General features: G+C 39.7%; 15 protein-coding genes. 4 read left to right on the top strand and 11 right to left on the bottom strand.

What is annotated here, in order from left to right:
* Positions 1–222 precede the first annotated feature (222 nt).
* Positions 223–786, bottom strand: coding sequence for a hypothetical protein (locus MKY49_RS08665; protein WP_341385975.1), 564 nt, complete (start codon positions 784–786; stop codon positions 223–225).
* A 490-nt stretch (positions 787–1,276) separates the two neighbouring features.
* Between MKY49_RS08665 and MKY49_RS08660 the strand changes: the two genes are divergently transcribed.
* The gene (locus tag MKY49_RS08660) at positions 1,277–1,633 is read left to right on the top strand and encodes a hypothetical protein (RefSeq protein WP_341385974.1); all 357 of its coding nucleotides are present in this window, start codon (positions 1,277–1,279) and stop codon (positions 1,631–1,633) included.
* 100 nt (positions 1,634–1,733) lie between these two features.
* Positions 1,734–2,261: a GNAT family N-acetyltransferase gene (locus MKY49_RS08655; RefSeq protein ID WP_274796729.1), complete on the top strand. Its 528-nt coding sequence runs from the start codon at positions 1,734–1,736 to the stop codon at positions 2,259–2,261.
* Between the two features lie 70 nt (positions 2,262–2,331).
* On the opposite strand, the gene MKY49_RS08650 is transcribed toward MKY49_RS08655, so the two are convergent.
* Entirely contained in the window at positions 2,332–3,066 is a 735-nt protein-coding gene (locus MKY49_RS08650; protein ID WP_341385973.1) for an urease accessory protein UreH domain-containing protein, read from the bottom strand.
* A gap of 229 nt (positions 3,067–3,295) precedes the next feature.
* Here MKY49_RS08650 and MKY49_RS08645 point away from each other — a divergent pair, with 229 nt between their 5' ends.
* Both MKY49_RS08645 and MKY49_RS08640 read left to right on the top strand, forming a co-directional pair.
* A complete protein-coding gene (locus MKY49_RS08645) occupies positions 3,296–4,063 on the top strand; it encodes a sporulation protein (protein WP_274796726.1) in 768 nt (255 codons plus the stop codon).
* Between the two features lie 63 nt (positions 4,064–4,126).
* On the top strand, positions 4,127–4,804 hold the full coding sequence (locus MKY49_RS08640; protein WP_341385972.1) for an HAD family hydrolase: 678 nt from the start codon (positions 4,127–4,129) through the stop codon (positions 4,802–4,804).
* Positions 4,805–4,856: 52 nt separating this feature from the next.
* Here MKY49_RS08640 and ptsP read toward each other — a convergent pair whose 3' ends face one another.
* The 9 genes from ptsP to MKY49_RS08595 all read right to left on the bottom strand — a co-directional run bounded on the left by ptsP (position 4,857) and on the right by MKY49_RS08595 (position 14,324).
* Complete coding sequence (gene ptsP, locus MKY49_RS08635) at positions 4,857–6,569, bottom strand: phosphoenolpyruvate--protein phosphotransferase (protein ID WP_341385971.1); 1,713 nt, start codon at positions 6,567–6,569, stop codon at positions 4,857–4,859.
* Entirely contained in the window at positions 6,566–6,832 is a 267-nt protein-coding gene (locus MKY49_RS08630; protein WP_274796723.1) for an HPr family phosphocarrier protein, read from the bottom strand. Before MKY49_RS08630 ends, ptsP begins: the two co-directional genes overlap by 4 nt.
* Positions 6,829–7,533, bottom strand: coding sequence for a glucosamine-6-phosphate deaminase (locus MKY49_RS08625; RefSeq protein WP_341385970.1), 705 nt, complete (start codon positions 7,531–7,533; stop codon positions 6,829–6,831). Before MKY49_RS08625 ends, MKY49_RS08630 begins: the two co-directional genes overlap by 4 nt.
* 20 nt (positions 7,534–7,553) lie before the next feature.
* Positions 7,554–8,264 (bottom strand): SIS domain-containing protein, encoded by a 711-nt coding sequence (locus MKY49_RS08620; protein ID WP_274796720.1) that lies wholly within the window; start codon positions 8,262–8,264, stop codon positions 7,554–7,556.
* Between the two features lie 59 nt (positions 8,265–8,323).
* Positions 8,324–9,490, bottom strand: a complete 1,167-nt coding sequence (gene nagA, locus MKY49_RS08615; protein ID WP_407133609.1) for an N-acetylglucosamine-6-phosphate deacetylase — start codon at positions 9,488–9,490, stop codon at positions 8,324–8,326.
* A gap of 98 nt (positions 9,491–9,588) precedes the next feature.
* A complete protein-coding gene (gene nagE / locus MKY49_RS08610; RefSeq protein WP_341385968.1) occupies positions 9,589–11,535 on the bottom strand; it encodes an N-acetylglucosamine-specific PTS transporter subunit IIBC in 1,947 nt (648 codons plus the stop codon).
* A 177-nt stretch (positions 11,536–11,712) separates the two neighbouring features.
* Positions 11,713–12,654 carry an ABC transporter permease gene (locus MKY49_RS08605; protein ID WP_341385967.1) on the bottom strand — a complete coding sequence of 314 codons (942 nt, stop codon included), beginning with the start codon at positions 12,652–12,654 and terminating at the stop codon, positions 11,713–11,715.
* Positions 12,632–13,552, bottom strand: coding sequence for an ABC transporter ATP-binding protein (locus MKY49_RS08600; RefSeq protein ID WP_274796716.1), 921 nt, complete (start codon positions 13,550–13,552; stop codon positions 12,632–12,634). Before MKY49_RS08600 ends, MKY49_RS08605 begins: the two co-directional genes overlap by 23 nt.
* Before the next feature lie 70 nt (positions 13,553–13,622).
* A complete protein-coding gene (locus MKY49_RS08595) occupies positions 13,623–14,324 on the bottom strand; it encodes an ABC transporter ATP-binding protein (protein ID WP_322611768.1) in 702 nt (233 codons plus the stop codon).
* Positions 14,325–14,329: the final 5 nt, after the last annotated feature.

Genomic DNA, 14,329 nt, shown 5'->3' with positions numbered 1-14,329 from the left:
TCCAGATTCTTGATATAATTGGCGCACATGTTTTTCAATACTGCCTCCATAATCACCAGGTGAAAAAACAAACAAGGATGGTGCTTTAATCTCTTTGACACTTGGAATTGCATCAAGGTTTGAACATTGTGCAGGAGAAGAAAGAATAATTAGTCCCTCAATAGGAAGCTCTTGACGGACGCCTGCAACGATTGCTGTTGTACCACCACATGATGCTCCTGCCTAAAATACTCTTTTTGCACCCATTCGTTTTAGTTCGTTTAAGGCTACTTCTGCATCAAGCTCTATATGTTCATTTAGTTCGATTTTATGTGAGGCACCGTGATTACGATATTCAGGAATAATAACTAAATAGCCGTTGTCTGCCAGTTCCGTTCCCATGTCAAGAAAAGAGCAAATGGAATAACCTTGCTCATGTGCTAGTAGGACTCCTTTATTTCCGCTACCAAGCACAAGTGCCGAAAGATATACCCCATCACTGGTAGTCAGTGTAGTTGCTTGATCGCGTAGCTCATCTGGAACACAACTATTCACAAGATGTCCTCTAGAAGACTTTACCGCTCGATCTGGCCAGGCAGGTTCATACTCAACCGCTGGGTTTGATGTTGTCACTTCAGCAGGTAACGTTTCATTTATGGTCTCGGTTTTAGGAGCAGTACCTTGGTGTTGATTAGATAAAGATTGATCGGCATTTGAAAATACAGGCTTTGTGGTGCAGCCTGTAATTGTTACTAACAAAATGAGCAATGCAAGTAACTTTATTGTCTTTTTAAGAGAGATGTTCATAGATTTTCTATTCCTCCAACTTTTGAACATAGAACTGAGAGTCCAACAAATAGTTTTACGTACTGTGTAAAACACTTCCTATTGACACAGACAACCTTTAGTATCTCCACAATCGACTAAGCGCTCCATTCATCATAATGAGCTACTTTTTTGGCATAGTAATCCAATTAATTAATTCCTTACCATTATAGTATCCAAGGTATTAGGTGGAAACAAGGCATATTTTGAACAATCTGTACCTAGTGTAGATTGAAAAAAATGTGTTTTCATTACCGATGAAATAGCAGCTCTACTATCGATACATCTCCTTGGTATAACTAAAATGTGGATAATTATAACTTACTTTTAATAAAAGCAAACATCAGCTACCTTTTTGTTATTAGATAATTCATAATATTGGAATTTATGTTATTCTATATATAACCACTCTCAGGAACGGAATCTTTTATTAGAACCATAAAATAAAGACAATTCTACGGGAGGTATTTTCATGCCAGCTACAGATACATTACTCAAAGAGTTTGAACACTTTTTCCAACACTATCAAGATGTTTGGAATGGCTGTAATGCCGAAGAAATGAATGCCTTTTTGTCAAAGGAAATCGCCATACGCTGGGCAGGACCAGAAGCCAATATTTCGGATTGGGGCTACGAGGAGGCAAAAATGGGCTGGGAACAAGCGTATCAGCAATATGAAGGTCGTCAACCAAAATGGCATTTTAAAGTACTGCATATCACCCCTGCAACTGAAAATGAAGTGATTGCAACGTTTTGGGTCACGTTTGAAATCGAAGGAAAACTACTTGATGTTGTCAAATTATTTATTCAACGATTCCGCAAAGAGTAAAATGACTGGACTTTAATCAGAGAGTATTGTGAGCATCTCCATGCTGACAGCTTTATCTCAAACTAAACATTATTTTACTTAAATAGAAAAAGGGGATTATATGAATATTATACTAGAAAAATTAGAACACGCTGATCTTGAGCGTTTATATGAATTTGAGCTTAAAAATAGGACATATTTCGAAAAAATGGTACCTAGTCGTGGACATGATTATTATGAGTATAAAATTTTTAAAGAGAAAAATGAGCTATTAATAGAAGAACAAGCCCAAGACATATCTTATTTTTATTTAATAAAAAATGACAATGGACAAATTGTTGGAAGAATAAATTTAGTTGATATTGATAAAAGTCAACAGCTTGGCCATGTTGGTTATAGAGTTGGCGAAGAGCATATAGGTAAAGGATTGGCGAATAAGGCGTTAAAGTTATTATTGGCAATGGTAAGCAATCTAGGAATCAAACATATTGCAGCGAAAACAACGACGAATAATATTGCCTCTCAAAAAATATTAGAGAAAAATGGATTTAAATACATTGGCACGAGTGATGATGAATTTGACATGAATGGACAAAGCCAAAAATTTGTTTACTATAAATGGAGCGATTCAGAGGCAAATGTTGAATGATTAGCTATTCTTTTTCTATTTATTTTGATAAAAACCACTTATCAATCTGCTTGGTAAGTGGTTTTGGATTTTACATCCCCCAATAGGTGATCGTATCTGTCATACCAATGAATACTAACAATATTCCTGCCACTATTTGTATTCCCCTCCCTAGCTTTATGCTTGTCCGCATTATAAGACGCTTTGCATCAAATAGATAAATAAAGACGAGTAGCAAAATGAGTGGTATAGAAGTTGCCACCCCAAATACACTGGGCAAAATTAAGCCATAGGGAGTGCTTGCAACAATTGGCATTAACCACCCAAAAAATAGCACAAACATGGTTGGACAAAAGGCAATGGCAAAACTAGCGCCCATGAGGAAGGAGCCCAATTTCCCTGCTTTTACAACTGGCGGTAATAGAGAGGATAGGCGATATAAAAACTTTAATTTGAATAGACCTATTAGCACGAGACCTGTTATCAGCATGATTGGTCCAATAGCTTGACGAAAGATGGGAAAGTATTGAGTCATCTTTGTTTCAAAGGATTGACCAAAAAGCCAAGCGAATAGTCCAAGACCGCTAAATACAAGCATTTTCCCAAGCATAAAGAGCACAATCTCCTGCCAGTTACTTTTCAGTTGTAATGTTCGATTGCCATAATACGTTATTGCACTCATATTACCCGTTAACTGACACGGAGCAAGTGCACCAAGAAGGCCCAGAAGAACGGTCATAGCAAATGCAGAATGCTCATAGCCATTTAAAAATTGTGAAATAGGATCGCTTATAAACTGACTGACAGCTGACATCATACGATACATATAAACACACCTTCTATCTAGTACTACTTTTACCATTATAAAATGAAAATGTGAATAAATGGTGCAGCCATGAACAAAAAAACCTAAAGTTCTCCGTCTTTGGCTGCTACTTTCCATTCCTTTCCCTCTTTCGCTTTTCAAATAGTATAGCGAAAAATTGGCTAGCCTTGAAACCTTTTTTCCATCTGTGCGTATGTATAGCTAAACATGTCAGTAGGAGGAATGAAAGATGTCTTTTTTTCATAAAGCATTAGCAAGTATTGGAATCGGTTCAGCAACAGTGGATACTCGATTAGAAAAGGATACTTATCGCGCTGGTGAGGTCATGCAAGGCGAAATTATCGTGCGTGGTGGTCAAGTTGAGCAGCAAGTCGATACGATCTATCTATCAGTTAATACAACTTATATTCGAGAGTCGAATGACCATAAACATACAGAGGTTGCCACACTGCAAAAATTGAAAGTGTCAGAGCCGTTCTTACTAGGTGCTGGTGAGGAAAAGATCTTTCCAATTTCGCTCACACTGCCATTTGAAACACCCATTACTGCAGGTAAAACACAGGTCTGGATTCAAACAGGTCTTGATATAAAGAACGCTGTCGATCCAAGTGATAAGGATTATATTCGAGTGGAGCCAACAATGCTGGCAGACCACATCCTAGATGCTATTCGTGGGTTAGGTTTTCGTTTACGTGAAGCGGAATGCCAACAAGCCCCTTCCCGCTTCCGAGGCTATTACCCATTTGTGCAGGAGTTTGAATTTGTGCCAACAGGTCCATTTAGAGGACATTTAGATGAGCTTGAAATCGTCTTCCTTTCTCAATCCAACCACTCAGCAGAAATTTACATGCAAATTGATCGTAAAGTAAGAGGCATTGGTAGCTTCTTTGCGGAGGCATTAGATATGGATGAAAGCTATGTTCGAACAACCATTACTATGCATGACGTACCTGCACTCCAGGCGAAGCTTCAGCAAATCATCTCCAAACATATCTAGATCCTAGAAAAAATAGTTGAGGAAATCTTCAACTATTTTTTTATATAAAAAGGAGTGTAGGTCATGGAAATAAAAGCAGCATTATTTGATTTAGATGGAACGTTATTAAATAGAGATGCCTCCGTAAAAAACTTCATAGAGAAGCAATATGACCGCCTAGGCGAATTAGTAAAACATATTCCAAAAGAGCGCTATATGTCTCGTTTTATCCAATTAGATCAGCGGGGATATGTATGGAAGGATACAGTCTATCAGCAACTTGTTGCTGAATTTAATATAGACACACTATCATGGGAAGAACTTCTTCAAGATTACATTAATAATTTCAACAATCACTGTGTTCCTTTTCCTCATCTTCTTCATATGTTAGAAAAATTGAAAAGCGACCATATCGCCTTGGGCATCATTACCAATAGCTATGGGCAATTCCAAATGGATAATATGAAAGCGTTAGGAATAGACAAGTATGTTGATGTCATATTAGTATCCGAGTGGGAAGGGATTAAAAAACCAAACCCCGAGATATTTAATAGAGCATTAGAAAAGCTACATGTGCTCCCAAATGAATGTATTTTTATTGGAGATCATCCTGAAAATGATGTGAAAGGTGCACAGCGTGTTGGAATGAAAGGCATTTGGAAAAGGGATTCTCAATGGGATCATGTTAAAGCCGATGCCATCATCGATGACTTGTTAGAGGTACCTTTAATCATCAACAGTTTAAATAAATCGTTGAAGTAAAGCCAAAAACCATCTACCACAATTCATTTCGGTAGATGGTTTTTAAGATCATTTATTTCACAGCTTGCTTAACTTTCTCGATAACCTCTTCGGCTGTCGCTAGCTGTAAAGCCTCTGCCGCTAAAGCTTGCATCTCTGAAACAGATAATTGCTTTAGCAAGGAGCGTGTTTTTAAAATGGAGGTTGCACTCATTGAGAATTCATCTAAGCCTAAGCCGAGTAACAATGGAACAGCAAGCTCATCGCCTGCCATTTCACCACACATCCCTACCCATTTTTGCTCTTTATGTGCTGCCTTAATGACCATTTGAATCAAGCGTAAAATTGCTGGATTATATGGTTGATATAAATACGCAACTTTTTCATTCATGCGATCTGCCGCCATCGTATATTGAATTAAATCATTGGTGCCGATGGAGAAGAAGTCCACTTCTTTCGCAAAGATATCGGCCATCACGGCTGTCGCTGGAATTTCCACCATCATCCCAATTTCAATGTCCGAGCTAACCGCAATTCCTGATGCTACAAGCTTTTCTTGTTCTTCTAATAAAATCGCTTTAGCATCACGGAACTCTCGAATAGTTGCAATCATCGGAAACATGATTTTTAAGCTGCCATATACAGATGCACGAAGTAATGCACGCAATTGTGTACGGAATAGCTCTTGTTGATCTAAACAAAGTCGAATGGCACGATGACCTAGGAATGGATTCATTTCTTCTTGTAAAGGTAAGTACGGTAAATGTTTATCTCCACCGATATCCAGTGTTCGAATAACAACTGGTCTACCGTTCATTCCTTCAATGACCGTTTTATAAGCGCTAAATTGTTCTTCCTCTGATGGCAGGTTTTCTCGGCCCATATATAAAAACTCTGTACGATATAGGCCAATTCCTTCTGCCCCATGGCGTAACACACTATCTAAATCACTCGGCGATCCGATGTTGGCTGCCAGTTCTACATGTACACCGTCTTTGGACAGCGTTTGCTCGTTCACTAATGTTGACCACTCCGCTTGCTGCGTACGATAGTTTTGTGCCTTTTCTTCGTATTCAGCCATAACATCTGCCGTTGGGTTGACAATCACTTGACCTGATAAACCATCTACAATTAATAGATCACCATCTTGAATCGTTGATGTTGCTGTCCCTGCCCCTACTACTGCCGGAATTTCTAATGAACGTGCCATGATTGCAGAATGAGAAGTACGGCCACCAATATCTGTAATAAAACCAAGGACAAAGTTTCGGTCCAATTGGGCAGTCTCTGAAGGTGTCAAATCATTGGCGACAATAATAACCTGTTCATTAATATGACTTGGATTTGGAATATGTACACAGAGTAAATGCGCTAAAATACGGTTTGTCACATCTTTAATATCTGATGCACGCGCACTCATGTATTCGTCATCCATACTTTCAAATAATGTTACAAACATCGTTGAAACGTCATGTAACGCATATTCTGCGTTTACCGCTTCATCTGCCATTTTTTGTTTGATTGGCCCAATTAATTCTGGATCTTTCAGCACTAATAAATGGGCTTCAAAAATGGCCGCTTCTTCTGCACTAAATTTTTCTACTGTTTGCTGTTGAATCGCCACTAATTCTTGCTCTGCTTTGGCAAGAGCGGCTGCTAAACGTTGCTGCTCTGCCTCGATATCCTGAACAGTTGTTTTCGTGAAGGTTAAATCTGGTTGGACAAAACGATATGCTTTCGCAATGGCAATGCCGTCTGAAGCGGCAATACCAGAGAGTTGTGTCATTGTGCAAGCCCCATTTCTGTCATGAGTGTCGCTAATGCTGCAAATGCTTGCTCTTCATCTTCCCCCTCTACAACAAGTGTAAATTGTGAACCTTGTTTTAGGGCTAACCCCATAACACCTAAAATGGATTTTAAATTAGCTGCTTTTTCTTCTGTACGTACTTCAATTGAAGAAGCAAACGGTGTAGCTTTCGCTACAAGCTGACTTGCCGGACGTGCATGAATTCCTAAAGGATCGACTACTGTAAATTGTTGTGTTTTCATAATTTATTCTCCTCTTCTTGTAAGTCTGTTAAAATGATAACATTTGGATGTTTGGACAAAGCACTTGCTGGTACATCCTCTGTATAATCTAATGCCAGCACACGCTGTAAAACGTCTCGCTTAGTTTCTCCCACTGCAATTAACAAAATGCACTTTGCTCGCATAATGGACTGAATCCCCATTGTGTATGCATGTGTGGGCACCTCATCAATCGATGAAAAGAAGCGTGCATTGGCTTGGCGAGTAGATTCCTCCAGTGTCACTAAATGTGTCAAGGAATCAAAGGGTGTACCTGGCTCATTGAAGCCGATATGACCATTTTGACCAATACCAAGCAATTGGAAATCTAAGGAATGCTGTTGCAACAATGCTTCATAGCGTGCTGCTTCCTCTAAAGGATCGGCTGCTAAACCATTCGGTAAATAGGATGCTTGAAATGGTTTTTGGTAAAATAAATGCTTGTTCATGTAATAGGCATAGCTTTGCTCGTGCGTTGCCTCAAGTCCAACATATTCATCCAAATTAAAGCTCGTGCAATCTGAAAAATCAATATCCGTTTTACAGATTTTAGCATACAACGGTTCCATTGTTCCACCAGTAGCTAACCCGAACGTTGTCGCTCCATTTTGTTTCGCTTCCACGATTGTCGCTACTGCCTGAGCGTATAACTCATCAACTGAGGAAAACCTTTTTATTATCACCAAATATCCTCCTTTTTGCCTTAGAAATGAATACGTTGACCATATTGATCAATGAGCGCATCGTTATTGTTTTTCCCAATATTGCTGCTACCAAACACGGGTAGATTTGCACCCTGTTCATGCAAAAGCTCAATAATTTCAGCAAATAAAGCATTTAATAAAGTTGCACCTAAGATCGTTGATACAGGTGCATACTGCAACTGATCCACTGTTAAAACACCATCTCCTAATGGAACATGTGTATTTAAAATTTCATCTACAATGTGCTCTAAACGCTTGCCTGAAGGATGGCGTGATGGCTGCTGTTGATATTCCAGCGATTGCAATGATATGGTCAAAGCGCCCGCTTCCTTGGCATAGATGGCCATATCAATGGGCGCTGGATTATTAGCGGATGTTGAAATGATAATACAAACATCTTGGTCATCAAACTGGAGCTGATCCTTATAGGAGGCTAAAAAAGCCTGCTTTTTTTCATTTTGCGAGGATTGCCGTGCACCCTGATGCAGCATTAACGATTCAATGTGTATCGGTTTGACAGGCACTAGGCCACCTGCTCTGTAGTAACATTCCTGCGCTAATAACATGGAATGCCCAGAGCCAAACAGCTGGATAATACCTCCCTGTGTGAGACGTTTAACAATTTGCTTGGCTACATGCATGACTTGCTCACTTTCCTGTTGAGCCACCATTGTTAAATATCGATTAACTTGTTGAAAATAGGTATTCATGATCTATCACCTTTTCATTTCCATCGTTTCATGCTGGATGTTTGTATGTCAAAGAGACATTAACGACCTTCGCTATCTTTCATCACATCAAATAAAATGTGGCCACCCTTAATTGTTTGCTGAAGATTTAAATGCGCATCTATAATGACTGCATCTGCATCATAGCCTTGCACAAGCTGTCCCTTCGTGCTTAATTTCAATTGTTGAGCAGCATTAAAGCTCGACATTTTCACAAGCTCCTCAAGCGTACAATTTGTTACGAGGTGCATGTTTCGTACAGCTTGATCCATTTTTAAAATACTACCTGCTAAGGAACCGTTTGCTAGATGGGCTCCTGCCTCAGTCACATGAACGATTTGACCACCTAAGTCATATTCACCAAATGGCATACCCTTCGCACGCATGGCATCAGTAATTAAAATAATGCCATCTGCGCCTTTCACGCGGTAGGCCATTTCCACTGCACCCTTGTGCATATGAATAAAATCAACAATCATCTCCGCCTTTATGCCTTCTAGCAATAAAACACCGCCAACAACACCTGGGTCTCGGTGGTGGAATGGACGCATTTGATTGTATAAATGTGTCCCCTGTGTTGCACCCAATTGCGCCGCCTCTTGCATTTGCTCAAAGGTTGCATCCGAGTGACCAATCGATACAATCACACCACTAGCAGCAATACTCTGCACAGCTGACATACCATTAGGCTCTTCGGGTGCCAGCGTAATTTGCTTAATTTTATTACCACTTAGTTCCTGCCATTTGGTGAATACATTTAGATCTGGCTGCACAATAAAATCAAGAGGTTGAGCACCAGCACGCTGTTTCGAAACAAATGGTCCTTCAATATGAATGCCCAACACTTCCGCTTCATCGGGCTGTGGCTGGAACTGTGCGATATTGGCAATAGCACGCTCAATATTGTCATAGCTTTGTGTCATCGTTGTAGCTAAAAAGCTGGTCGTACCTTCTTTTAAAAGCGATTGCGCCATAGTGTGGAGTCCTTCATCAGATGCATCCATTGCATCCATTCGAGCAGAGCCATGGATATGCATATCAATAAATCCTGGCAATAAAAATTTCCCTGAACCATCTAACCGATCCCCACCACTGACTTCAATGTGCTGGGCGATTTGAGCGATTTTGCCATCCTTCATCCACACATCCATTTGCTCATCTCGACCATTTGCGTTAACCACTGTGATGTTACGAATTAATAAACTCAAGAATAGCATCTCCTTCTTGAACAAAGGCTGTTGAAAAGGCGTCCATTCACAATTTTCACATTGCTTATGTGTACCTTAGCAAACAGCCCCATTTATTGTTACTTTTTCATTGCAATAATATTTGTTGAGCCTGCTCGCTGGTAGCCCGATTTTTCAAGTGTAATCTCTTGCCCCATTAAACTTGTGAAAACAACTGGTGTAATCACGGAAGGTACTTGATCTTTAATGTGAGCAATGTCTGCTTTTAACAGTGCCTCTCCTCGTTTAATTGTTTGACCATCTGTTACAAACAGTTCAAAGCCTTCACCATTCAGCTTGACTGTATCTAATCCAACATGGATTAATACTTCAACGCCTGTATCTGATTTCAAACCAATGGCGTGTTTTGTTGGGAAGATCATGACCACTTGACCATCAAATGGTGCATAAACTGTCCCGTCAGTTGGATGAATCCCAAAGCCAGGTCCCATCAAGCCTGCAGAAAATGCCTCATCTGGTACTTCTGATAATGGTAGCAAATCACCTGTCATCGGCATCTCAAAATCATGGAATGTCGTTGTTTCATTATGTGCTGTTTTTTCCACTACAGGCTGTGCTGTTGGCAGTTTTGCATTTTTAGGTGCTGGGTTGCCTTTTTTCAGACGTTCTTTCATGGCCTCAGCTAAAAACTCAACAGATGTACCAATGATTACTTGAACATTCGTTTTACTGATACGCATAACACCTCGTGCACCAGTCTGCTTTAATGTTTTTTCATCCACCATATTGGCATCCTGCACAGACATACGTAAGCGTGTCGTACAGTAGTCAATTTGTTTAATATTTTCTTCTCCACCTAAGGCTTCAATTGTATAGTATGCACGTACATCGACATCGTCGGAAATAGAAGCATCGACTTCCACTTCCTCTTCATCATCGTCTTCACGTCCAGGTGTTTTTAAGTCTAATTTTTTGATTAAGAAATAGAATACAACAAAGTAAATGGCACCAAAGCCTAAGCCTAAAGGAATTAATAGTAATGGTTTATCTGCCAGACCAAGGTTCAGCAAGTAATCAATTAAACCTGCTGAGAATCCAAAACCGTCACGGAAACCAACGATATAGGCAACCGCAAGAGAAATACCTGTTAATACAGCATGAATACCATAAAGAACTGGTGATAAGAACATAAATGAAAATTCAATCGGCTCTGTCACACCTGTTAAAAAGGCTGTTAAAGCGATAGAAACGAACATCCCACCTACTATAGGACGTTTTTCCTTTTTCGCTGTAAAGTACATCGCAAGACAGGCTGCTGGTAAACCAAACATCATGATTGGGAAGAAGCCAGCTTGGAAATGTCCAGCTGATGTATCCCCTGCTAAGAAGCGGTTGATATCCCCTTTCACTATTTCGCCTGCAGCATTGGTAAATTCACCGAAGTCAAACCAAATAATTGTATTGATAACGTGGTGTAGACCAACTGGAATTAAAAGTCGGTTAAAGAACCCGTACATCCCAACACCAAGTGATCCAGCGCCAATCATCCAATTGCCGACCGCATCAATACCACCTTGAATAGGTCCCCAAACGATTGCTAAAATACTACCTAAAATCGCCATCGTTATCGATGTGATAATCGGTACAAAGCGCCGTCCGCCAAAGAATGATAACCATTCTGGAAATTTCACATTATAATATTTGTTATATAATAAGCCTGCCGTAATACCGGCAATAATTCCACCAAACACACCCATATTTAAATCTTCATTAACTGTTCCTAAAACGGCTATTAACACAAGATGAGCAATCGCCCCTGCAAGAGCTGCGCCCCCACTGCTATCATGAGCTAATCCCATGGCAATACCGATAGCAAAAATAATAGGTAAATTGCCAAGTATAGCATTCCCCGAAGCAGCCATAATACTAGCAATGTACTGGATCGCTTCATTCGGTACTGCCCCAAGCATATCCCCTGACCCTAAACGTAATAATAAGGCCGCTGCTGGTAAAGTAGCGATTGGAAACATGAGTGACTTACCGATTTTTTGTAAGAAAGCAAACATTCATTATCCCCCTTTGGTATAGTTGTCTAGACCACTTTAGTAAAAAAAAAGCGTTTTCACTAAGTTGCTATTATTATAGGCGCAATTCGAAAAAAAATAAATACTTTTTTAATATTTCGTGTTGTGCAAAAAAAAAACCGCACCCCAATGAGAATTAGGGCACAGTTCTTATTTAACTTATGCAGTGACATCACGCTTCATAAAGGATGTATAACTAATAATAAGGAAAATGACTGCATAAATAGCAAGTACGGTTAAAGAGAATGGCATCGTCACATCAGCAATCATCGAGCCACCACCATTTTCATACTGTGTTAAGTCAGAATGTGTTAGCCAAATGTATTTGACAATGTCGTAGCGGCTTAAGAACATCACAATCATGCCACCTGTGAAGGAAAGGAACATCGTTAAACCAATCGCTAATGAACTTGAACGGAACACAGAGCCTACTAAAAAAGCAAACAATGTAGACATCACAAAATCTCCACCAGACAGTAGATAATGATACGCTAAATCACTCCATACGGCCTTCTCGGCTACTTGCCCATTGACGATTTCTAATTCAACACCTGTTCCTATGCCGAACAATACGAAGCCAACAATGGCACTTACCACTACGTTGACTACAAATAATAAAAAACCAAATAGGAAGGTCGTCAGTAATTTAGACGTTAGCACCTTTGCACGAGACATCGGTCGTGTTAACAGCATTTTAATGGTACCTGTTGAAAATTCGCTCGACACAATACTTGCGGCTGTAATGACTGTAAATAAAGTGACAAGTATAATCATATTGCTTGTAAAGGACATAAAGCTGGCAAGGCTACTATCCGTTTGGCTTGGTGCATCATTAGCTAAGCGATATTCTGAAAGAGCAATCTGCTCCTCAAAATATACCTTATCTTCCGCCGTTAATTCCTCATTGGCAAGCATCTCTTTATTTGATTGAATGGCCTGCTGCTCCATTTCCTGCCATGAGCCTTCATCTGTCGATTTTACTTCATAATATTTAGTGATCCCTGCTGGAACGAGAATGACAAGAATTAGCATCGCAACCATTGCCCATGTTCCTTTTTTATGCCATAATTTCATCCACTCATTTTGAATTAGCTTCAGCAATTTGTCCGCCTCCAGTCATTTCTAAGAATTGATCCTCTAATGTTTTTTGATGTGGCTGTATTGCAAATAGTTGAATACCTTCTTGCACTAGTTGTGTAATTAAGGCTGGAACATTTTCCTTCGTCATTTCCACTACATAGCCACCATTTTCAGCAGCGAATTGGTAATCATGCTCTTTAAGATAAGCAGATACCTGCTCTTTTGGCTGTGCCTCCACATAATAAAAGGATGAGCTTTCATTATGGATATCACGTAGATCAATGAGCTTACCATTTTGAATGACTGCTACGCGGTCACACATTAGCTCAATTTCAGATAATAAGTGACTAGATACAAATACAGAAACGCCCTCTTCTGAGGCAATCTTGCGAAGATACATGCGAAACTCTCGAATTCCAGCAGGATCTAAGCCATTCGTTGGTTCATCTAAGATTAAAAACTTTGGTCGATGCAATAGTGCCTGTGCTAAACCTAGTCGTTGACGCATACCAAGAGAATACGTGGATACCTTTTCATGTATACGATGTTCGAGCCCGACTTGTTGAACGACCTCTTGAATTCGTTCCTTCGTTACATTTTTATGCATACGTGCAAAATGTAGTAAATTTTTATAGCCTGACATAAATTTATACATTTCGGGGTTTTCGACAATAACGCCAACCTTACTAATCGCTTCCTCATAATGCTCCTGTAAGGATAGCCCATCAATCAATACCTTGCCCTCTGTTGGCTTCATAAGGCCCGTCATCATTCGAATGGTTGTTGTTTTCCCCGCACCATTTGGTCCTAAAAATCCTGTAATTTGTCCTGGATATAAATCAATATTTAACTGCTGTATTAATTGCTTCCCACGAATGGTCTTCGATAAATTTTGCAATTGTACAATTGGTTCTGTCATATTTTTTCACCCTTTCTAATCCATTTCACCTGAGCATAAAAAGTGTCAATTTTCTTCTTTAGCAGTAGCTTCATTTGTTGAAAGGTCGATAAAAGCCTTTCATCCACTCGACCGCATCCTTATTGGTCACATCACGTAATATTTCGACATCTTCATAAGCCGTGATAGACCCTGCTTGCAACAATATAATTTGATCTAAAATCGGCTCTACCTCATATAATTCATGTGTTGACAACAAGATGGTTTGATTCTCGATATCAGTAAATTGCAGTAAGCCTTTAATCAGTTGCTCTCGAACGATAGGGTCTAGCCCTGCAAAGGGTTCATCCATTACATAATAAGGAACCTCTCGCCCAAGCGTTGCAGCCATTTTCATCCGACCACGATTGCCCTTTGATAATTGGCGTAGCTTAGCCTGTTTATCAACCTGTAAAAATTCCGCTACTATACAGGCTTTGTCATAGGAAAAATCCTCGAACTGTGAGGCATAATGCTGAAATAGTTGTTCACCTGTAAAGTACTCAAAAAACAAATCCGTATCTGGTAAATAAGCAATTCGGTCCGCACTTCTACGCGTGACGGGCTCTGCATTGAGTGTCACTTCACCTGCAGAAGGTCGTAGTAAACCAGCTAATACTTTCATTAATGTGGATTTCCCACTACCATTTTCCCCCACAAGTCCGATGATTTGTCCAATAGGGAAGGAAAAGGTTATATCCTGTAAAATTGGCTTATTCTTATATTGAAAAGACACATTAGATAGCTGTAGCATACCCT

The organism is Lysinibacillus sp. FSL M8-0134 (assembly GCF_038069745.1).
Lineage (GTDB): Bacteria > Bacillota > Bacilli > Bacillales_A > Planococcaceae > Lysinibacillus > Lysinibacillus irui.
This window is presented reverse-complemented; position numbering and strand designations above follow the sequence as displayed.

Coding starts and splice junctions, on each gene's coding strand:
- MKY49_RS08665 (WP_341385975.1), bottom strand. CDS start 786: ATGAACATCTCTCTTAAAAAGACAATAAAGTTACTTGCATTGCTCATT.
- MKY49_RS08660 (WP_341385974.1), top strand. CDS start 1,277: ATGCCAGCTACAGATACATTACTCAAAGAGTTTGAACACTTTTTCCAA.
- MKY49_RS08655 (WP_274796729.1), top strand. CDS start 1,734: ATGAATATTATACTAGAAAAATTAGAACACGCTGATCTTGAGCGTTTA.
- MKY49_RS08650 (WP_341385973.1), bottom strand. CDS start 3,066: ATGTATCGTATGATGTCAGCTGTCAGTCAGTTTATAAGCGATCCTATT.
- MKY49_RS08645 (WP_274796726.1), top strand. CDS start 3,296: ATGTCTTTTTTTCATAAAGCATTAGCAAGTATTGGAATCGGTTCAGCA.
- MKY49_RS08640 (WP_341385972.1), top strand. CDS start 4,127: ATGGAAATAAAAGCAGCATTATTTGATTTAGATGGAACGTTATTAAAT.
- ptsP (WP_341385971.1), bottom strand. CDS start 6,569: ATGACACAACTCTCTGGTATTGCCGCTTCAGACGGCATTGCCATTGCG.
- MKY49_RS08630 (WP_274796723.1), bottom strand. CDS start 6,832: ATGAAAACACAACAATTTACAGTAGTCGATCCTTTAGGAATTCATGCA.
- MKY49_RS08620 (WP_274796720.1), bottom strand. CDS start 8,264: ATGAATACCTATTTTCAACAAGTTAATCGATATTTAACAATGGTGGCT.
- nagE (WP_341385968.1), bottom strand. CDS start 11,535: ATGTTTGCTTTCTTACAAAAAATCGGTAAGTCACTCATGTTTCCAATC.
- MKY49_RS08600 (WP_274796716.1), bottom strand. CDS start 13,552: ATGACAGAACCAATTGTACAATTGCAAAATTTATCGAAGACCATTCGT.
- MKY49_RS08595 (WP_322611768.1), bottom strand. CDS start 14,324: ATGCTACAGCTATCTAATGTGTCTTTTCAATATAAGAATAAGCCAATT.